Source organism: Amycolatopsis sp. La24 (genome assembly GCF_029087445.1).
Lineage (GTDB): Bacteria > Actinomycetota > Actinomycetes > Mycobacteriales > Pseudonocardiaceae > Amycolatopsis > Amycolatopsis nivea.
This window is the reverse complement of the sequence record NZ_JARACH010000041.1, coordinates 41771-59813: the sequence shown is the minus strand read 5'-3', so window position 1 is coordinate 59813 and position 18043 is coordinate 41771. Positions and strand designations below refer to the sequence as shown.

Sequence of the window (18043 nt, the reverse complement as noted above, 5' to 3'; positions counted from 1 at the left end):
CCGACAACACAACACCGGGAGTAGCCGTGATCGACGAGACCCTCCTCGACGCCGAGGAGAAGATGGAAAAAGCGGTGTCCGTCGCGAAGGAAGACCTCACGTCGGTGCGCACCGGGCGGGCCCACCCGTCGATGTTCTCCCGCATCGTCGTCGAGTACTACGGTGCGCCGACCCCGCTGAACCAGCTGGCCAGCGTCAACGTGCCGGAGGCCCGGATGGCGTTGATCAAGCCTTACGACCAGACGCAGCTGAACGCCATCGAGAAGGCGATCCGCGAGTCCGACCTCGGCGTCAACCCGAGCAACGACGGCAACGTCATCCGCATCGTCATCCCGCAGCTCACCGAGGAGCGGCGCAAGGAGATGGTGAAGGTCGCGAAGGGCAAGGGCGAGGACGCCCGCGTCTCGATCCGCAGCGTCCGCCGCAAGGCCAAGGAAGAACTCGACCGCATCGCCAAGGACGGCGAAGCGGGCGAGGACGAGGTCGCGCGCGCCGAGAAGGAACTGCAGAACCTCACCGACACCTACGTGCACCAGGTCGACGAGCTGGTGAAACACAAGGAAGCCGAGCTGCTCGAGGTCTGATGAGCCAGGTGAGCGAGGAACGCGACGAGCGGGTGAGCGACACCCCGCCACTGGGCCCGGCCGCCGAGCCGGACCCGGTTTCGCGGCTGGAACCGGCTTCGGAAACCCCTGCTGGGCAGCGGAAATCGGATTCCGCGACGAACGCGCGCGCGGAATCCGGTGCTGCGGCGGGGAATCCCGGGGAATTCGGGGGCGAGTCGGCGAAGGGTGCGAAGGGCGTTCCCGCGGGCGGACTGGCGAAGGGCGCGAAGGCTGCGTCCCAGGGCGGGTCGGCAAAGGGCTCGAAAGGCACCACTGAGGGCGGGTTGGCCGAAGGCGCGAAAGCTGCGTCCAAGGGCGGATCAGCGACAAGTGCGGCCGAAGGCGAGCCCGGGGGCAAACCGGAGCGCGGCGCGAAGACCGGCGGGAAAGCCGAACCAGCCGCGGCTGACGGCAAACCCGGCGACGACGCGAAGGCCGAACCGGAGAAGAAAGCCTCCCGGGCCGGGCGCAATCTTCCCGCGGCGATCGGCGTCGGGCTGTTGCTCGGGGCCGCGATCATCGTTTCCCTGGTCACCGTCCGGTTCATTTTCATCGGGGTCATCGCCGCCGCGATCGCGGTCGGCACGTTCGAGTTCTCCGGCGTGCTGCGCCGGGTCGCGGACACCAAGGTCGCGCTGATCCCGGTGCTCGTCGGCGGGCAGGCGATGATCTGGCTGGCCTGGCCGTTCGGCCGGGAAGGCGCGCTCACCGCGTTCGTGCTCACTGTGCTCGCGTGCCTGCTGTGGCGGTTGCCCGGCGGCGCGAAGGGCTATGTGCGCGACGTCAGCGCTTCCGTTTTCGCCGCCGCGTACCTGCCGTTGTTCGGCGCGTTCGCGGCCATGCTCGTGCCGCCGCACGACGGGGTCGGGCGCGTGCTCACGTTCCTGATCGGCGTCGTCGCTTCCGACACCGGCGGCTACATCGCCGGCGTGCTCGGCGGCAAGCACCCGATGGCGCCCACGATCAGCCCGAAGAAGTCCTGGGAGGGCTTCGCCGGTTCGATGATCGCGGGCATCGTCGCGGGCGTGCTCACGATCAGCCTGATGCTGGACGGCCACGCGTGGCAGGGCGTCATCTTCGGCGCGGCCATCGTGCTCACCGCGACGCTCGGCGACCTCGTCGAATCGCTCATCAAACGCGACCTCGGCATCAAGGACATGGGCACGCTGCTGCCCGGCCACGGCGGCATCATGGACCGCCTCGACTCGCTGCTGCCCTCGGCCGTCGTGTCGTGGCTGCTGCTGTCGGCCTTCGTCCCGGCCTGAGCCCCGCCTGAATCCTCGCCTGAAACCTCAGTCGTCGTACGGGTCGTCGACCTCGGCGCGGCCCACGTCTTCCAGCACCCGCGAGTGGTCGATCACCGCGAACACCGCGCCGTCCGGATCGGCGAGGATCGCGGTGCGGCCGAACGGGGTGTCGTACGGCTCGATCACCACCGAACCGCCCAGCATCAGCGCCTCGCCCGCCGCCGCGTCCGCGCCGCGCGCGGGGTCGACCTCGAAGTACACGAGCCAGTGCGGGGGAGTGTCCCGGCGGTACTCGGGACCCATCACGTAGCGGTACAGCACCGCCGTGTGCTCAATGGAATATTCCGCATAGTCGACGCTTTCGCCGTCGCCGACCTGGCGGCTCGAGTAGTTGAACAGCTTGGTGTAGAAGTGGTCCGCGGCCACGCCGTCGTGCGTGTTGAGGTCCGCGCCGCTGAACGTGTTGGGCACGCCGCCCGCGAACTGCCAGTCCGGCGGGGCTTCCCAGAACACCACCGGCGCGCCGCACGCGTCGATCGCGTGCACGATGCTGCCGCGCTCGGGGATCGCGATCGGCCCGAGCGTCACCTGCCCGCCGAGGTGCTCGACCCATTCGGCGGCGCTCGCCGTGTGCGGCACCGCGAGCTGCATCGTCCAGCCGGGTGCGCTGCGGGCGCCGGCTTCGTACAGGCCGCCGGCGGGAACCCCGTCGCACAGGGCGATGGAGTACCGGCCGGTCGGCGACGCGGGATCGCGCCGGGTTTCGTAGTCCCAGCCGAAAAGCCGGGAGTAGAAGTCCTGGGTCCGGGCTTCGTCGCGGCACGCCACCTCGACCCAGCAGGGCAGGCCTGCCGGGAGCGTGCGGGCGAGTTGCCAGTCGGTCGACATCGCGTTCTCCTCCCCGAGAGGGTGAAGTCTATTCGGCGGAGCGGCGTTCTACGCTCTGAGCGGGAAAGCTGCCGCGCCCGTCGGAGCCCCTGGAGGCGGAGAGGAGTGCCGTGCGCTGGTTGTTCCGCGGCCCGGCGGCGTCGAAGGAAGTCGTTCCCAGCCCGAACATCTGGTACTACCAGGACGTTTACGACGTCGAGAACCGGGCGCAGGACGCGGACGGCGAGATCTGGCGCGTACTGCGCGAAGAGCATGACTGGACCGGCCTCGACGTGCTCGATCTCGGCTGCGGTGACGGATACCACTTGCCGCTTTTCGCCGCGGACGCGCGTTCGGTGCTCGGAATCGAACCGCACCCGCCGCTCGCGCGGGACGCGGAGCGACGGGTGCGGGAACTGGAAAACGTGCGGGTCCGCGTGGGACGAGCGCAGCGGCTGCCGGTGGACGACGGGAGTGTGGACATCGTGCACGCGCGCACCGCGTACTTCTTCGGCCCTGGATGCGAACCCGGTTTGCGCGAAGCGGAACGGGTGCTGCGGCCCGGAGGATCGATCATGATCGTCGACCTCGACGTGACCAGCGAGCCCTACGGCGGGTGGATGCGGGCGGATTTGCCGCACTACGACCCGCCTGCGGTGGAACGGTTCTTCGCCGCGCACGGCTTCAACTGTCGGCGCGTACGCACGCGTTGGCGCTTCGCGGACTTCGCCGCGGCGGAATCAGTGTTGAAGATCGAGTTCAGCGCGAAGGTCGCGCAGCGGGCGATCGCTGACACGCGCCGCCTGAACCCGGGATCGGGCGAGGTGACGCTGCCGGTGGGTTATCGCGTGCACTGCCGCGTCAAACCCACCGGCCTCGTCCTGCCCGGTCACTCGGCTGCCTCTCCGGACTCGGCCGAGTCCTCCGATTCCTCGACCTCGCCGAGGATCGAGTAGATCGACCGGCGTGCCTCGTTGAGCACGTCCACCGCGCGGGCCTGCTGGTTTTCGCTGCCCGCGCGCATCACCTGCACGACCGCCGCGGCGAGCGTCGCGCCCGCCTTGCGCAGGTCGTGCTCGACCGGTTCGACGTCGTCGGTGAAGTGCTCCCACGGCGGCGTGCCGGTCTGCTGTTCGGCGGTGGTGCGGCCCTCGTCGGTGAGCTCGAAGAGCTTCTTGCCGCTCTCGTCGCGGCTCACGACCAGGCCCTCGTCGGCCAGCATCTGCAGGGTCGGGTAGATCGAGCCGGGGCTGGGCTTCCAGAGCCCGCCGCTGCGCTCGCCGATCTCGCGGATGATCTCGTACCCGTGCCGCGGCTGTTCCGCGAGCAGGGTGAGGATCGCCGCCCGCACGTCGCCGCGCCGGCCGCGCCGGGAGCCGCGGCGTGCGCCCGGACCGTGGCCGCGTCGTCCGCGCCCGGCGGGCCCGAAGCCGAACTCGCCGAATTCCCGGCCCCAGGGGCCGAACGAGGACCGGCCGTGCTGTTCGTGTTCTCCGTGTTCGTGATGTCCGCCGGGGAACGCGCGTCCGCCGGGGAACGCGCGTCCGCCGGGGAAGGGGTGTCGTCGTCGGTTCATGGTCTTGAGTTCCTTTCTCGAACTGTTGCGACACGTTCACGATATATCGGAAACGGTCGGTTTGCAACCGTGCCGACAACCCGGGGACCTGGCCGACCGGGGCGGACGGCGGTCGGCGATACTCGAAGCACTAGCGAAAACACCCGAACGACCTGGGAGACCCGACCTCCGATGCTGGACCGTGCGGTCATCGACGCCCTGTTCCCCGCGGATCTGCCCGAGCCTGAGCACTGGGAACAGCGCTATCCGGCCCGGCAGCTGCCCGACGGCGCGAAGGTGACCCGGTTCGGCCCGTCGCCGACCGGCTTCGTGCACATCGGCGGCATCTACGTCGCGACGATCGACCAGGACGTCGCGCGCCGATCCGAAGGCCGCTACCTGGTGCGCGTCGAGGACACCGACCAGTCTCGCGAGGTCGAGGGGGCGCTGGAGCAGTTCGAACGCGGCTTCGCGTACTTCGGGCTGCAGGCGGACGAGGACGCGGTGCGCGGCGGCGAGTACGGGCCGTACCGGCAGTCCGAGCGCGAGCAGATCTACCTCACCTACGTACGGCACCTTCTGCGCGAAGGCCGCGCGTACATCGACTTCGCGACGAAGGACGAGCTGGCGTCGATCACCGCGCGGCAGCAGGCCACGAAGCTCCCGACGGGCTACTACGGCTCGTGGGCGATCTGGCGCGACGCCGACCCGGCCGACGTGCAGGCGAAGCTCGACGCGGGCGAGCCGTGGGTGGTCCGCTTCCGCGCGCCGGACGACACCGGGCAGCGCGTGCGCTTCACCGACGCGATCCGCGGCACCATCGAGGCCGAGGCCAACCGCAACGACGTGGTGATCCTCAAGAGCTCCGACCAGAGCCCGCGGCTGCCGACCTACCACTTCGCGCACGCCGTCGACGACCACCTGATGCGGGTGAACCTCGTGATCCGCGGCGACGAGTGGATCTCGTCGGTGCCGACGCACCAGCAGCTCTTCGAAGCGCTCGGCTTCGAGCCGATCCAGTACGCGCACATCGCGCCGCTGATGAAGCAGGAGGGCGGCAGCAAGCGGAAGCTGTCCAAGCGCAAGGACCCGGAAGCCTCCGTCGACTTCTACCTCGAAGCCGGCTACCCGGTCCCGGCGGTGCTGTACTACCTGCGCGGCCTGGCGAACGGACGGCTCGCCGAGATGCCGCTCGCCGAAGCGCTGGACGCGCCGATCAACCTCGACGAGTGCGGCGTCGCCGGTCCGCTCGTGGACCTGGTGAAGCTGGACGACCTCGCCGCCGACTACGTCGCGACGCTGTCCGGCGAGGAGATCCTCGCGTCGGTGCTGGAGTGGGCTGAGCGATTCGACCCGGAGCTCAAGGCGGTTCTGGAGTCCTCCCGCGAGCTGGCGCTGCGTGCGCTGGCGGTGGAGCGCGAGGGCGTCGAGAACCCGCGCAAGGACCTGAAGAAGTGGAGCGAGTTCCGCGCCGTCTACGGGTTCTTCTTCCCACAGCTGCACCAGGCGGCGACCGGTCCGGACGACGAGCGGATCGCGGCGCTGGGCGTTCCGGCGGACGTCGTGCGCGCGGTGGCGTCGGACTTCGTGTCCGCGTACCAGCAGCTCGACGACGGCCAGGAGTGGTTCCAGCAGATCCGCGAGGTCGCGGCGAAGCACGGGTTCGCCAAGAACGCCAAGGAATACAAGAAGGACCCGGACGCGTACCCGGGTTCGATCCGCGAGGCCTCGCAGATCATCCGGATCGCGATCACCGGGTCGACCCGCAGCCCGGACCTGCACTCGATCACGCAGGCGCTGGGCGCGGAGGAAACGTTGCGCCGCTTCGACAATCTGGTGAGCTGACCAGATCGTGAGCGCTGAGGCCGGTTCTGGGCGGCCTCAGCACTCACGAGTTGAGGTAGGTCAGCACCGCCAGGACGCGCCGGTTGCCGGTGTCGTCGTCGGTGATGCCGAGTTTGCCGAACAGCGACGTCGTGTACTTGCTGATCGCGCTTTCGCTCAGGAACAGCCGCCGGGCGATCTCCGCGTTCGACAGGCCTTCCGCCATCAGCTCCAGCACTGAACGCTCGCGCTCGGTCAGCGAGCCGAGGCGCTGGTCCGGCGATCCGCTGGTGAGCAGTTTCGAGATCACCGCCGGGTCCATCGCCGTGCCGCCGGCCGCGACGCGTTCGAGCGCGTCGATGAACTGTTCGGCCTCGAAAACGCTGTCCTTCAACAGATATCCGACGCCGCTGGCCCCGCCGACCAGCAGTTCGCGGGCGTAGAGCTGTTCGACGTGCTGCGACAGGATCAGCACCGGCAGCCCGGGCGTCTCGCGGCGCGCGGCGAGGACCGCACGGAGGCCTTCGTCGGTTTGCGTCGGCGGCATCCGGACGTCGACCACGGCGACGTCCGGCCGGTGTTCGCGCAGCACGGCGACGGTTTCCGGGCCGGTCGTCGCGGTCGCCACCACCTCGTGGCCGTAGGCCTGGAGGAGCCGGACCAAACCGTCCCGCAGCAGGTAGAGGTCTTCGGCTACGACGATGCGCATGGCACCATCATCCACGCTCGGGTCGGCCCGCCCGCCGGGCTGGTGATCTCCACCGTGCCGTCGAAGACCGCGAGGCGGCGGCGCAGCCCGGCAAGCCCGCCGTCCGGGTGGATCCCGGCCCCGCCGAGACCGTCGTCCTCGACCGCGGCGCACAGCCGATTCCCTTCCTGCACCAGGGAAACCTGGACGTGCGACGCGTGCGCGTGCTTGACCGTGTTGGCGAGCAGTTCGGCGATTCCGAAGTACAGCGCGGATTCGATCGGCGGATCGAGCGGCTGCGGCAGATCGGCTTCGACCGTCACGTCGAGCGGCAGGTCCATCGCCATCGCGCGGACCGCGTCGGCGAGCCCGCGTTCGTTCAGTACCGGCGGGCTGATGCCGCGGACCAGTTCGCGCAATTCGGTGAGCGACGTGGCGGCACCGGCCCGGGCGTCGCGCAGCAATTCCTTGGCCTGTTCGGGATCGGTCTCCATCAGCTTCTCCGCCGTCGCGAGCGCGAGGCCGAGCGCGACCAGCCGGGCTTGTGCGCCGTCGTGCAGATCCCGTTCGATGCGCCGGATTTCCGCGGCTTGCGCGATAGTCGTGTCCGCGCGCAGGGCGGTCAGGGTGTCGACCCGGTCGGCCAGTTCCATCGTGGCGGACGCGCCCAGGAACCGCGTGGCCACCGGGATGACGCTGCGCCAGGCGTACGGCGCGGTCGCGATCGTGACCAGCAGACCGGCGAGATATCCCTCCGGCAGGTTCACCAGCGGCAGGACCGCCGCGACGACCCCGAGCAGCGGCACGAGCGCGACCAGGCCGAACGAGACCGGTGCGATTAGCGCGAACCGCAGGTCCCGCCAGGTCGCCGGGTCGTAGCGCCAGTTCTTCAAGCGCTGCTCGCGCCGGGCCTCTTCCTGGGTGCGCGAGTAGGAGTGGCCGTTCCACCAGTATCCGGTCGACAGCTGGGTGATCGGCGGAAGCTTCCGGTATCCGGGCGGGAGCACGATGCCGGTCCAGTTCGCGACCATGACCCGCGTCATCCGGCACACCGGACGCGCCAGCGCCAGCGTCCCGATCGCCGCCCAGATGAACGGCGCGATCCACGACCACGGGCTGCCGCCCCACAGCTGCCACAGGCCGACCGCGGCCGCCCACACGACCGGGATCAGCAGCGCCACGCCCGCCGCCTGGGCGGCGCGCACGAATCCCACCCCGCAGTCGTGCACCCAGGACCGTAGCTGTCGCATCGTTTCTTCCCCCTGTCCATCCGGCTTCGCGGTCCACTGTGCACCACGAAACGCCGGATTCCCGCCGTCGCGGGACAGGAGTGGGTCCAGCCCCACCCCCTTGTGCGGCCAGACCCATACCGGGCCGGGCCGCGGCTTCCTAGCGTTGCTGGCACAACGGGAAACCACAAGGGAGAACAGCGATGCAGACCATCGAACGCCCCGCCGTGCAAGACCGGTTCGGCTTGACGAAGAAGTTCGTCGTGGCCTACGGAGCGATGGGCGCGGCCGTCTTCGGCACGATCGTCGCGCTGGCCGTCGTCGACGGGAGCGCGACCGGCTTCATGTGGACGCGCTCCGCACTGGTGCCGGTCAGCGCCGCGATCATGTACTGGCTGGTCACGCTCGCGGCGAAGGGGTCGCGCCGGGCTTATGAGCGGGCCCGGTTCATCTCGATCGTCGCTCCGGTCGCGCTCGTCGGCGTCGACCTGATCCCGGGTGCGTGCCCGGTCTGGTTCCTGCTGCTGCAGACCGCCTGCGCGGTGCTGCTGGCCGGCGCGGCGGTCCCGCTCGTCCGGATGCGGGCTAACTTCCCGAAGCGGACCTCGGAACCAGCCTGATCCGGGTGTCGAGGTTGCGTTCGACGGCCGAGCGGTTCGAGAGCAGGGGGAACGAGCCGCCGGACGCCCACAGGTCGTTCAGGTCGCGGTAGTGCGGGCTGCGCGGGTCGCCGGACTGGCCGGGCGCGTTGATCGCCCGCGACGCGTCCCAGTCGCCGACGTCGAGCGCCATTTTGAAGGTCGCGCCGTTGAGCTGCTGGTAGGTGAACGGGTGGAAGAACGACGGGTGGACGGTCTGGTAGTCGCCGCCGACCGGGTTCGGGCCGACGTTCGGGCCGCCCGCCGGGTGCACGAATTCCTGGTGCTGCAGCGCGCCCCAGCGCCACTTCGCCGGGTCGTTGCCGAGTTTTCCGGCGACGTCGCGGAAAGCGAGCTGGAGAGTGTCGAGGATCAGTTTGTCGCGTTTGGCCGCGCCGCCGGGGCCGAACCACGCGTCCGGGTCGGCGAAGGACGCGAGCACGAGGCTGAAGTCCGGATTGATGGTGCTGGCCAGGACATCCGCGGCGGCTTGCGGGAGCGTCGCGTGCGCCCAGCCGCCGTGGAGGTACTTCAGCAGCCAGGTTTCGTACAGCGGGGCCGGTGCGGAATCCACCGAGGCGACGCCGTCGAAACCGCGCAGCACTTCGAGCGCCTTCGCGGTGTCCGGATCCGTGGAGGAGAGGTTCCGCAGGAACGGCGCGAGCCGGGGTGCCAGCAAGGACTTTTCGTCGCGCTGGATGGCGAGCGAATCGGCGACGCGGGCGCGCGGCGTGGACTTGATCAGCTCGTCGATCCGCTCCTTGCGGTACGGCTGCTGCCATTCGTAGTTGGACACCACCGGGAAGCCCGGCGGGAGGTTGTAGTCGTTGGCGGAGGCGAAGAACCCGGCAGGCGGATTGTGCTGCCACGGGAGTTCGGAGTTGGCGTGGAAGCCGTTCCACTCGTAGCGGCCGTCGCCGGGGACGGGCAGCAGACCGTCGTATGCGGTCCCGGTGCGGCGCGGGGTCAGCGCGCCGGGGACGTAGCCGATGTCGCCGTGGACGTCGGCGTAGACGAGGTTCGATCCGGGCGTGCCCCATTCGCGCATTCCGGCGGTGAATTCGGTGAAGTTGCGGGCCCGCTGGTAGTTCAGGCTGCCGAGATACGCCGCGCTGCCCGGTTCGGTCCACACGGTGCGCACGGCGAATGCCCGGTGGGCCGCTTCGTCGACCTTCACGATCGGGCCGTGCCGGGTGAAGGACAGTTCGCGGGTCACCGGCTGTCCGCCGAGCACCGGGATGGTTTCGGTGAGCTTGGTGATCGGCTCCCAGCCGCCGCGGTAGCGGTACCGGCTGTGGTCGGCGGGATCGAGGTCGTAGACGTAGAGGTCGGTCTGGTCGACCGGCAGGTTCGTGAGGCCGAACGCGACGGAATCGTTGTGCCCGATGGCGATGCCCGGGTTCCACGGCTCGCCCGCGCCGGTGAGGTTCAAGCCGGGCGCGGAAAGCTGGGCGACGTAACGGCCGGAGGGCAACGAGTCGGAGCGGCGGTGCGGGTCGCTGGCGAGGATCGGCCGTCCGGTGGCGGTGCGGCCGGGGCCGATCGCCCACGAGTTGCTGCCGCTGGTGGCGTCGGCGATGTCCCTGTCCGAGGCGACGCCCTTCGGGAACGTGACGCCGGCGGTCGCCTTGTTGTACACGGAAAGCACGTCGCCGGGGATCGAACAGGGGTCGAGGCCTTCGGGCACCGCGGGCTCGTGGTCGGGGTGCAGGCTGCGGAGGTATTTGCTCGCGCCCGGCCCGGCATGGCACACCATTTGCGCGCGGGCGACCTCCCAGGTGAGGTTCTCGCCGATCGCGTGCGAGCGGATGCGGACGATGTCCTCGGGCTGCCAGCGCGACGGCTGGTAGCCGAGCCTGGCGAACTCCGGCGGGGCGGCCTCGGGGTGCTTGGCGAGCCAGTCGAGGTAGGAGTTGATCCCCGCGGCGAACCGGGTGGCGGCGAGTTTGGCCTCGGGACCGTAGGAGGCCCATTCCTTCTGCATGTCGCCGCGGTAGAGGAAAAGCCGGGCGGCGCGGTCCTGGTCCACATAGGACTCGCCGAGGACCTCGCTGAGCAACCCGAGCCCCCGGCGGCGCCAGGTGTCGAGCTGGAAGAGCCGATCGCGGGCGACGGTGAATCCCTGCGCGTAGAACAGGTCCGCGGTGTTGGCGGCGTAGATGTGCGGGACGCCCCACTTGTCGACGAGCAGGTCGACCGGGCGGGAAAGACCGTCCAGCGCGACGGTGTGCCCGCTGCTCGCCGACGCGGCCGGGGCGGTGCCGAGCAGCGTCAGAACGAGTATCAGGACGGTAGCTTTGGACCGCATTTCCCCACCCCCGGCAGCAGCGTTGACCCCGCGCACGCTAATCGCGGCGGGCGCGGGGCCCCACCCCTGAACCGGGACGAGTAGGGGGAACCGGACTTCGGGGGCCGTGCTGTGCCCGAACTCAGCCACGGGAGCGGTACCGCGCCCAAGACGGTCGGCCGCTGGTGCCAGGGCAGCGGCTACGGGGTCGTCGGCGCGGTGACGACCCGCGAGTTGGTGACCGTCGCCGTGGACACCTGCGGCCTCGCCAAGAAGGCGGCGACCGCCGTCGCGGGCCGCGTTCCGCGCTGAGCTACGAGACGTCCCCGATCGCCTCGTCCAGAATGGACAGTCCGAGGTCGATCTCGCTGTCGGCGGCGGTCAGCGGCGGCGCGATCCGGAACACCCCGCCCATCCCCGGCAACTGCACGATGTTCATGTGCAGCCCGAGTTCGAGGCAGCGCTGCGTCACGCGCGCGCCGAGCTTGTCCGCGTCCGGGCCGCCGCCGCTCAGTTCCAGTCCGGCGAGGAGGCCTCGGCCGCGGATCTCGCCGACTGCCTCGTGCCGCGTCGCGATTTCGTCCAATCCGGTGCGCAGCCGGGTGCCGAGGTCGCGGGCGCGTTCGTCGAGACGGTCGCGGATCAGGACGTCCAGCACCGTGTTCCCGACCGCGGCGGGAAGCGGGTCCGAGACGTGCGTGGTGAAGAACAGGTACGCGCGTTCGTGGGCTTCCTGCTCGATTTCCGCGCTCGTCAGCACCGCGGCCAGCGGCAGTCCGGCGCCGAGCGTCTTGGACACCGTGAGGATGTCCGGGACCACGCCGTCGTGCTCGAAGGCGTACCAGGTTCCGGTGCGGCACAACCCGGTCTGTGCTTCGTCGAGGATCAGCAGCATGCCGCGTTCCCGGCATTTCCGTTGCAGCGCCTGGAAATAACCCGGTGGGGGAACGAGGATCCCGCCGGAGCTGAGGATCGGCTCCACCAGGCACGCGGCGAGGCTGCCGACCGACTGCGCGTCGATCAGGTCGAACGCGAGGTCCAGCTGGTGCTCCCAGTCCGCACCGGGCACCGGGATGGCGAAGTTGCCCGGCGCGCCGGGACCGTAACCCTTGCGGCCCGCGCTGTAGGTGGCGCTCGCCGCGGCCTGCGTCATCCCGTGCCAGGACCGGGCGAACGAGACGATCTCGTGCTTGCCGGTCACCAGTTTGGCCATCCGCAGCGCGGCCTCGTTGGACTCGGCGCCGGTGGTGAGCAGCAGCGCCTTCTCCAGCGGGGCTGGCAGCGTTTCCGCGAGCCGCCGGGCAAGGTCGACCACCGGACGGCTCAGCATCCCGCTGAACAGGTGGTCGAGCTTCGCGGCCTGCTTCCGGACGGTCTCGACGATCTCCGGATGCGCGTGCCCGAGGATCGCGCTCATCTGCCCGGACGTGAAGTCGAGGATGCGCCGTCCGTCCTCGGTGAAGACGAAACTGCCCTCGGCGCGGTCGATGATTTCGCCGGTGAACGAGCCGGGGCCGGCGTAGCGGACGAGGTGCCGGTCTACGTCGGACCAGAAGGTGTCGGTGGCCATGGCTTCGACGGTAGGGCCGGACCGAGCGCCGCGTCCATCTCACAGTTTCCGCTTGCCTGTGCGATGGCATCGAACAACGATGGGGGCATGTTGAACCCGTGGCGGCTGCGGCTGCTGAGCCGGCTCGCCGTGCTGGGCACCGTTCGCGCGGTCGCGCAGGACGTGAATCTCAGCGCCTCCACGGTGTCGCATCAGCTCGCGCTGCTGGAGACCGAAACCCGCACCCGGCTGCTGGAACGCACCGGCCGCCGCGTCCGGCTGACGCCCGCCGGGGAGAAACTGGCCCGGCAGGCGCGGGCGATCCTCGACCATCTCGACGCGGTCGAGGCCGAACTGCGCGGCGACGAACCGGCCGGGCTGGTGCGGATCGGCGCGTTCCAGAGCGCGATCCACACCTTCGCGGTGCCCGCCGCGACCCGCCTCGCGCAGGCTTATCCGCGGCTGGAAACCGAACTGGCGGAACGGGAACCGCACGAAAGCGTCCCGGCACTGCGGGCGGGCGACAGCGACGTCATCATCACCACCACCGATTTCGTCGACCTGCCGCTCGGTCCCGACCTCGAGATCATCCGGCTGGCGACCGATCCGATCGTGCTGGTCACCGCGCTCGACCGGCCGGAGCCGCCCGGGCCGGCGGTGCTCGCGGACTACGCGGGCGAACCGTGGGCGCTCGACATTCCCCAGTCCTACATGGCGACTCTGACGCTGCGGCTCTGCCGTGAATCGGGCTTCGAGCCGCGCGCGGTGTGCCGGTTCAGCAACTATCTGATGACGTTGCAGCACGTCGAGGCCGGGCTGTCGATCGCGCTGCTGCCCGGGCTGGCGGTGGATCCGCGGTACCGGGTCGCGACGAAGGCGCTGTCGACGCCGGTGACGCGCACGATCGTCGCGGTCACCCGGCGCGGATCGCCGCGGCGGGCGGCGGTGAACGCGGTGCTCGACGCGCTGCAGCAACCGGTCGAGCTTCCGGCGGCGGTGGAACAGGTTTAGCCGACGAGGTCCGCCATGATTTGCGCGGCTGGAGCGACGTTTCGGACCAATCCCGCGGCCTGTCCGGCGTACTGCGCCAAGGCTTCGAGGTCTCCGGTCATGCCTGGCACGGGAATCATGTCGTCGTAGCGCTGCCACGGGTTCCCGGCCGCATCCGTTGCTACGACGTCGCCTTCGCCGGGGCGGTCCGTGCGTGGTTGGCCTGCCGCTTCCCAATGCGTAAGCGTCGAATTGCGCAAGACGCGGTGCGGCGCGTCGGGCCAACCGCCGTCGAAGCAGCGGGTGTGGACGGCGTCCTCGAGTTCCGCGGCGAGCACGGCTTCGCGGTAGGAATCGTGGGTCGCCGCTTCGGTCGCGGTCAGAAATCGGGTGCCCAGCCAGCCGCCTTGCGCGCCGAGGGCGAGCACTGCGGCGAGCCCGCGGCGGTCGGCGATTCCGCCTGCGGCGAGCACAGGAATCGGACCGACCGCGTCCACGACGGCGGGCACCAGCACGAGAGTCGACGCTTGGCCGCGGACATGTCCGCCCGCCTCCCAGCCTTGCGCGACTACGACGTCGACGCCTGCCTCCGCCGCCTGTCGTGCTTCGGCGACCGAGCCCACGGTGTGGATCAGCCGCGTGTCCTTCGCGCGGGCGGCGACCTTGGCGGGGTCGCCCCAGAACGTCGAGATGATCGGGACATCTTCGGCGAGGCAGGCGTCGAGGACGTCGTCGATCGGGAAGTCGAGCACGAGGTTGACCGCGAACGGACGGTCGGTGCGGCGACGCACTTCGCGGATCCGGCGGACCGCCTCGTCCGGGTCGGTCCAGGTGAGCGCGAGGGTCCCCAGTCCGCCCGCGTTCGAGACCGCCGCGGCGAGCGCCGGGGTCGAGGCGGAGCCGATCGGAGCCTGCGCGATCGGCACGTCGATGCCGAGCGCGGCGCAGACCTGCTTCGGAAATCGAATCATGGCGGCCGATGTTAGTGTTTCGGAAATCGAAGCACAAGGAGATTCGGATGGCGACGCCGAAGCCGGGACAGCCGGTCCGGGGCTCCACGACCGGCCGTCCGCTGATGGCCGCGCTCGACCTCTTCGGGCGGCGGTGGTGCCTGCGGATCGTGTGGGAGCTGCAGGTCGGCACGCTCGGTTTTCGCGCGTTGCAACAACGGTGCGACGGGATGTCTTCGAGCGTCTTGCGGCAACGCCTGGTCGAACTCGGCGAGGCTGGTTTGGTGCACCAGACCGGCGAATCGCATTACGCGCTGACGACGCTGGGCCGCGAGGCGTTCGACGCGCTGCGGCCGCTCGTGTCGTGGGCGGATCGGTGGGCCGCGTCGCTCGACGGCGGCGAGTGATCGGCGGCAGGGGCGGACCCCTGCCGCCGACGGATCACTTGCTGTGCTGGGAACGGCGGCGCAGGAGGAACGCGCCGCCCGCGGCTGCCGCGGCCGCTCCGCCGACGGCGAGCGCGGTGGCCGGGCTTCCGTCCCCGCCGGTGTTCGGGGCGGTGACGGCATAACCGCCGCCCGCGCCGGTCTTGTCATACGTCGAGCCGGGCAGCTTGTCGCCGTAGCGTTTCTGCAGTTCGGCCCGGTAGGCCGCCACGGTGACGCGGGTGCCTGCCGGGACGCCGGAGACCGCGCCGTCGAGGACGGTCACGGTGTCGCCGTTGACCGAGTACCAGGCGTTGACCTGCGGTTCGTGCAGCAGATAGCCGCCGTGCGCGGCCGCCGCGTGGACCTGTTCGTCGTTGCCGGAAGCGACGTTGATGACCTGCCATCCGGCCTTGCTCGGCTGCGCCCACACGGTCGCCGCGCGTCCGTCGGCGAGGTGGGCCGGAGACGCGACGTACGCGAGGGCGGCCGGGACGTCGGATTCGCCATTGATGAACGCCGCGGTCGGTTCGTAGACCGGGATCTGGGTGTTGGCGTCAGCCGCGGCCCGAGTGGCGTGCGCGGCCGCCGGGGCCGCGCCGGGGAACTTGGTGTGCGCGAGGCGGGCGGCGGTGTCCGGGCTGGCGAGCAGACCGGAGATCGCCGCGGTGTCCGAGGAGGACGGCCCGGTCGGCGACTGCGCGGCGGACGCCGGGTTCGCGGCGAACACGGCGGCAGCGATGGCTCCCGATGCGACAGCGGTGCGGAGGATGGTTCGCAGCATGAGTCAGCCCACCATTCCGTAGACGGTGTGGGTCCAGGCGAATTGGTTGTTGGAGACGTAGGAGCTGTAGTTCATCGAGTTGTAGCGGTTGTTCGAGGGCCACGGGTCGCCGTATTCGACGATGCTGCGTCCGTTGGAGTCGTCGTAGCCGTAGAGGACGTGCATGTGGCCGCCACCGGAGGTCCAGCCGATCCGCGTGCCGATGGGCTGCCCGGCGTCGATCTGGTTCTTGATGCCGGAGAAGGAGAGCCGGTAGCCGTTGGAATTGTAGGAGCCGACGCTGCGGAACCCGAGGTAGCGGAAAACTCTTTGCTGGTCGCTGAGATAGCCCTGGTTGTTCGCGCAGTCGCTGCCGGACTCGTTGTGCGCGATCTGGCAGAACCGGGTCTGGGTCAGGGAATAGCCCCAGTACGCGGCGATGGTGTTGCCGCTGGCGTCCCAGCACCACTGGTCTTTCTGCTGGGCCTGCATCGAGATGTTCGTTTCGCCCGCGTCCGCGGCGGCGGGAACGGCGAGCGCGGCGGCCGCGGCGGTCGCGACCGCCGCTATTGCGCGCAGAATCGAAGAACGCACTTTCACGGGATCCTCCAACGGGGAAGCCCGGCCGGCCCGGGGAATTCCGGACCGGTGGGGAAGGGGAGATGCGCCGCGAACGGTACGCGCGCGAAGTTTGCGGCGACTACCGACTAACGGGGGTATTCCGTTGCCGAAGTGCCGCGCCGGATATTTCTACGCCGGTCGATTATTTGTGCGCCCGGCGTCGACTATAAGGGAATTCATCCCGGAAAGCATTCGGCAATCCGACTTTCGTAGGGTGTTTTTCCGTTGAATCCCGCCCGTCCTTCGTCGGCCGCCGTTCCGGCGACCCGGCGGCCGGATCGCGCCGAGGCCGCCCGCTGACCCGGTTCGCCCGCCGCTCGCGAGGGGGCGGAGCGCCGGGTTCGCGCGTATGAGACACTTGATCGGTCATGACTGCCCTCCCTCTTGTTTTCGACGCGCCCAAGCGCGGCCTGCCGCCGCGCCATCTCGCCGACCTCACGGTGGCCGAGCGAGCGGAGGCGGTCGTCGAACTGGGGGAGAAGGCGTTCCGCGCCAAGCAGTTGTCGAACCACTACTTTTCGCGGCTCACCGTCGACCCGGCGGAGATGACCGACATCCCGGCCGCCTCGCGCGAGAAGCTGGTCGCGGACCTGATGCCGCCGCTGCTCACCGAGGTCCGCGCACTGGCCGCGGACGGCGGTGCGACCCGCAAGACCCTGTGGCGCGCGCATGACGGGACGCTGCTGGAAAGCGTGCTCATGCGCTACCCGGACCGCGCCACGCTGTGCATCTCGAGCCAGGCCGGCTGCGGCATGGCGTGCCCGTTCTGCGCGACCGGCCAGGGCGGCCTCGACCGCAACCTCTCGACCGCGGAAATCGTGGACCAGGTCCGCGACGCCGCCGCGGTCATGCGAGACGGCTCGATGCCCGGCGGCCCGGGGCGGCTGTCGAACATCGTCTTCATGGGCATGGGCGAACCTCTAGCTAACTATCGGAGGGTAGTCAACGCGGTACGGAGGATCACCGAGCCTGCGCCTTCGGGTTTGGGGATTGGTCAGCGTTCGGTGACGGTGTCGACGGTGGGTTTGGCTCCGGCGATTCGGAAGCTGGCGGACGAGCGGATGCAGGTTCGTCTCGCGGTTTCCTTGCATACGCCGGACGATGAGCTGCGGGACACGTTGGTGCCGGTGAACAACCGGTGGTCGGTGGACGAGGTGCTTTCGGCCGCCCGGTATTACGCGGACACGTCGGGTCGGCGGGTGTCGATCGAGTATGCGTTGATCCGGGACATTAATGACCAGCCGTGGCGGGCGGAGTTGCTGGCGAAGCGGTTGCGGAAGCACTTGGGCCAGCTGGTGCATGTGAACGTGATTCCGTTGAACCCGACGCCGGGTTCGAAGTGGGATGCGTCGCCGAAGCCGGTGGAGCGCGAGTTCGTGCGGCTGGTGAATGCCGGTGGGGTGGCGTGCACGGTGCGGGACACGCGTGGGCAGGACATCGCGGCGGCCTGCGGGCAGCTTGCCGCCGAAGGTTGAGCGAACAGTTCAGAGTGGAGTAGTTGTCTTGTTGTGTGCGCCGAGCCTGCTCGATCCGGCGGCTGAGGAACTGAAGCTGGCTGATGTCAACGGCCCTCACACCGCGGTGGACGTGGCCCGGACGGCTCGTACCCTGCTGGGCGAGCGGTTCGACTCGGGAAGCTTCATGTACGTCCTGATGCGCGCCTTCGAGGTCGACTACCACGCGGCCCGCGAGGCGTCGCGGTGGCACGAATTCCATGGTGGAGCGGCGGCGCTGTCGGACGATGCGCTGGAGAAGCTGCTCGCTCCGTGGCTTGCCCGCTGATTTAGACACTGCACGACGGGCGA

General features: G+C 69.7%; 19 protein-coding genes. 10 read left to right on the top strand and 9 right to left on the bottom strand.

The window, feature by feature from the left end; all coding sequences use genetic code 11:
• The first annotated feature begins 26 nt into the window (after positions 1 to 26).
• Both frr and PUT80_RS30935 read left to right on the top strand, forming a co-directional pair.
• Positions 27 to 584: a ribosome recycling factor gene (frr, locus tag PUT80_RS30940; RefSeq protein WP_037810317.1), complete on the top strand. Its 558-nt coding sequence runs from the start codon at positions 27 to 29 to the stop codon at positions 582 to 584.
• Entirely contained in the window at positions 584 to 1870 is a 1287-nt protein-coding gene (locus PUT80_RS30935) for a phosphatidate cytidylyltransferase (RefSeq protein WP_275294309.1), read from the top strand. Before frr ends, PUT80_RS30935 begins: the two co-directional genes overlap by 1 nt.
• Positions 1871 to 1897: 27 nt before the next feature.
• Here the strand turns inward: PUT80_RS30935 and PUT80_RS30930 are convergent, their stop codons facing one another.
• Positions 1898 to 2740 carry a VOC family protein gene (locus PUT80_RS30930; RefSeq protein WP_275294308.1) on the bottom strand — a complete coding sequence of 281 codons (843 nt, stop codon included), beginning with the start codon at positions 2738 to 2740 and terminating at the stop codon, positions 1898 to 1900.
• A gap of 110 nt (positions 2741 to 2850) precedes the next feature.
• Here PUT80_RS30930 and PUT80_RS30925 point away from each other — a divergent pair, with 110 nt between their 5' ends.
• Positions 2851 to 3675, top strand: coding sequence for a class I SAM-dependent methyltransferase (locus PUT80_RS30925; RefSeq protein WP_275294307.1), 825 nt, complete (start codon positions 2851 to 2853; stop codon positions 3673 to 3675).
• Here the strand turns inward: PUT80_RS30925 and PUT80_RS30920 are convergent.
• Positions 3609 to 4295 carry a PadR family transcriptional regulator gene (locus tag PUT80_RS30920; RefSeq protein ID WP_275294306.1) on the bottom strand — a complete coding sequence of 229 codons (687 nt, stop codon included), beginning with the start codon at positions 4293 to 4295 and terminating at the stop codon, positions 3609 to 3611. The two genes, PUT80_RS30925 and PUT80_RS30920, sit on opposite strands and share 67 nt — an antisense overlap.
• A gap of 171 nt (positions 4296 to 4466) precedes the next feature.
• On the opposite strand from PUT80_RS30920, the gene PUT80_RS30915 reads away from it, so the two are divergent.
• The gene (locus PUT80_RS30915; protein WP_037810321.1) at positions 4467 to 6119 is read left to right on the top strand and encodes a glutamate--tRNA ligase family protein; all 1653 of its coding nucleotides are present in this window, start codon (positions 4467 to 4469) and stop codon (positions 6117 to 6119) included.
• 43 nt (positions 6120 to 6162) lie between these two features.
• Here PUT80_RS30915 and PUT80_RS30910 read toward each other — a convergent pair whose 3' ends face one another.
• Together PUT80_RS30910 and PUT80_RS30905 are read right to left on the bottom strand one after the other, a co-directional pair.
• Complete coding sequence (locus tag PUT80_RS30910) at positions 6163 to 6807, bottom strand: response regulator transcription factor (protein WP_037810323.1); 645 nt, start codon at positions 6805 to 6807, stop codon at positions 6163 to 6165.
• The gene (locus PUT80_RS30905; RefSeq protein ID WP_275294305.1) at positions 6792 to 8036 is read right to left on the bottom strand and encodes a histidine kinase; all 1245 of its coding nucleotides are present in this window, start codon (positions 8034 to 8036) and stop codon (positions 6792 to 6794) included. Before PUT80_RS30905 ends, PUT80_RS30910 begins: the two co-directional genes overlap by 16 nt.
• A 182-nt stretch (positions 8037 to 8218) precedes the next feature.
• Here PUT80_RS30905 and PUT80_RS30900 point away from each other — a divergent pair, with 182 nt between their 5' ends.
• On the top strand, positions 8219 to 8635 hold the full coding sequence (locus tag PUT80_RS30900) for a hypothetical protein (protein WP_275294304.1): 417 nt from the start codon (positions 8219 to 8221) through the stop codon (positions 8633 to 8635).
• Here the strand turns inward: PUT80_RS30900 and PUT80_RS30895 are convergent.
• Positions 8601 to 10961, bottom strand: a complete 2361-nt coding sequence (locus PUT80_RS30895) for a penicillin acylase family protein (RefSeq protein WP_275294303.1) — start codon at positions 10959 to 10961, stop codon at positions 8601 to 8603. The two genes, PUT80_RS30900 and PUT80_RS30895, sit on opposite strands and share 35 nt — an antisense overlap.
• A 111-nt stretch (positions 10962 to 11072) precedes the next feature.
• Here PUT80_RS30895 and PUT80_RS30890 point away from each other — a divergent pair, with 111 nt between their 5' ends.
• The gene (locus PUT80_RS30890; RefSeq protein WP_037810329.1) at positions 11073 to 11252 is read left to right on the top strand and encodes a hypothetical protein; all 180 of its coding nucleotides are present in this window, start codon (positions 11073 to 11075) and stop codon (positions 11250 to 11252) included.
• A gap of 1 nt (position 11253) precedes the next feature.
• Here PUT80_RS30890 and PUT80_RS30885 read toward each other — a convergent pair whose 3' ends face one another.
• Complete coding sequence (locus tag PUT80_RS30885; RefSeq protein ID WP_037810331.1) at positions 11254 to 12510, bottom strand: aspartate aminotransferase family protein; 1257 nt, start codon at positions 12508 to 12510, stop codon at positions 11254 to 11256.
• A gap of 87 nt (positions 12511 to 12597) precedes the next feature.
• On the opposite strand from PUT80_RS30885, the gene PUT80_RS30880 reads away from it, so the two are divergent.
• The gene (locus PUT80_RS30880; protein WP_037810332.1) at positions 12598 to 13500 is read left to right on the top strand and encodes a LysR family transcriptional regulator; all 903 of its coding nucleotides are present in this window, start codon (positions 12598 to 12600) and stop codon (positions 13498 to 13500) included.
• On the opposite strand, the gene PUT80_RS30875 is transcribed toward PUT80_RS30880, so the two are convergent.
• Positions 13497 to 14450, bottom strand: coding sequence for a nitronate monooxygenase (locus tag PUT80_RS30875; RefSeq protein WP_275294302.1), 954 nt, complete (start codon positions 14448 to 14450; stop codon positions 13497 to 13499). The genes PUT80_RS30880 and PUT80_RS30875 overlap by 4 nt on opposite strands.
• A gap of 47 nt (positions 14451 to 14497) precedes the next feature.
• On the opposite strand from PUT80_RS30875, the gene PUT80_RS30870 reads away from it, so the two are divergent.
• Positions 14498 to 14836 (top strand): helix-turn-helix domain-containing protein, encoded by a 339-nt coding sequence (locus tag PUT80_RS30870; protein ID WP_037810336.1) that lies wholly within the window; start codon positions 14498 to 14500, stop codon positions 14834 to 14836.
• A 34-nt stretch (positions 14837 to 14870) separates the two neighbouring features.
• Here the strand turns inward: PUT80_RS30870 and PUT80_RS30865 are convergent, their stop codons facing one another.
• Complete coding sequence (locus PUT80_RS30865; protein ID WP_275294301.1) at positions 14871 to 15638, bottom strand: LPXTG cell wall anchor domain-containing protein; 768 nt, start codon at positions 15636 to 15638, stop codon at positions 14871 to 14873.
• 3 nt (positions 15639 to 15641) lie between these two features.
• On the bottom strand, positions 15642 to 16217 hold the full coding sequence (locus PUT80_RS30860; RefSeq protein ID WP_051171572.1) for a papain-like cysteine protease family protein: 576 nt from the start codon (positions 16215 to 16217) through the stop codon (positions 15642 to 15644).
• Between the two features lie 389 nt (positions 16218 to 16606).
• Here PUT80_RS30860 and rlmN point away from each other — a divergent pair, with 389 nt between their 5' ends.
• Positions 16607 to 17713 carry a 23S rRNA (adenine(2503)-C(2))-methyltransferase RlmN gene (rlmN, locus tag PUT80_RS30855; protein WP_275294300.1) on the top strand — a complete coding sequence of 369 codons (1107 nt, stop codon included), beginning with the start codon at positions 16607 to 16609 and terminating at the stop codon, positions 17711 to 17713.
• Positions 17714 to 17741: 28 nt separating this feature from the next.
• Positions 17742 to 18020, top strand: coding sequence for a hypothetical protein (locus PUT80_RS30850; RefSeq protein ID WP_078870335.1), 279 nt, complete (start codon positions 17742 to 17744; stop codon positions 18018 to 18020).
• Positions 18021 to 18043: the final 23 nt, after the last annotated feature.

What these genes read in the sequence shown, in the direction of transcription:
- rlmN (WP_275294300.1), top strand. Translation starts at nt 16,607, where the DNA reads ATGACTGCCCTCCCTCTTGTTTTCGACGCGCCCAAGCGCGGCCTGCCG.
- PUT80_RS30920 (WP_275294306.1), bottom strand. Translation starts at nt 4,295, where the DNA reads ATGAACCGACGACGACACCCCTTCCCCGGCGGACGCGCGTTCCCCGGC.
- PUT80_RS30885 (WP_037810331.1), bottom strand. Translation starts at nt 12,510, where the DNA reads ATGGCCACCGACACCTTCTGGTCCGACGTAGACCGGCACCTCGTCCGC.
- PUT80_RS30915 (WP_037810321.1), top strand. Translation starts at nt 4,467, where the DNA reads ATGCTGGACCGTGCGGTCATCGACGCCCTGTTCCCCGCGGATCTGCCC.
- PUT80_RS30895 (WP_275294303.1), bottom strand. Translation starts at nt 10,961, where the DNA reads ATGCGGTCCAAAGCTACCGTCCTGATACTCGTTCTGACGCTGCTCGGC.
- PUT80_RS30910 (WP_037810323.1), bottom strand. Translation starts at nt 6,807, where the DNA reads ATGCGCATCGTCGTAGCCGAAGACCTCTACCTGCTGCGGGACGGTTTG.
- PUT80_RS30870 (WP_037810336.1), top strand. Translation starts at nt 14,498, where the DNA reads ATGGCGACGCCGAAGCCGGGACAGCCGGTCCGGGGCTCCACGACCGGC.
- PUT80_RS30865 (WP_275294301.1), bottom strand. Translation starts at nt 15,638, where the DNA reads ATGCTGCGAACCATCCTCCGCACCGCTGTCGCATCGGGAGCCATCGCT.
- PUT80_RS30935 (WP_275294309.1), top strand. Translation starts at nt 584, where the DNA reads ATGAGCCAGGTGAGCGAGGAACGCGACGAGCGGGTGAGCGACACCCCG.
- PUT80_RS30900 (WP_275294304.1), top strand. Translation starts at nt 8,219, where the DNA reads ATGCAGACCATCGAACGCCCCGCCGTGCAAGACCGGTTCGGCTTGACG.
- PUT80_RS30875 (WP_275294302.1), bottom strand. Translation starts at nt 14,450, where the DNA reads ATGATTCGATTTCCGAAGCAGGTCTGCGCCGCGCTCGGCATCGACGTG.
- PUT80_RS30905 (WP_275294305.1), bottom strand. Translation starts at nt 8,036, where the DNA reads ATGCGACAGCTACGGTCCTGGGTGCACGACTGCGGGGTGGGATTCGTG.
- PUT80_RS30930 (WP_275294308.1), bottom strand. Translation starts at nt 2,740, where the DNA reads ATGTCGACCGACTGGCAACTCGCCCGCACGCTCCCGGCAGGCCTGCCC.
- PUT80_RS30880 (WP_037810332.1), top strand. Translation starts at nt 12,598, where the DNA reads ATGTTGAACCCGTGGCGGCTGCGGCTGCTGAGCCGGCTCGCCGTGCTG.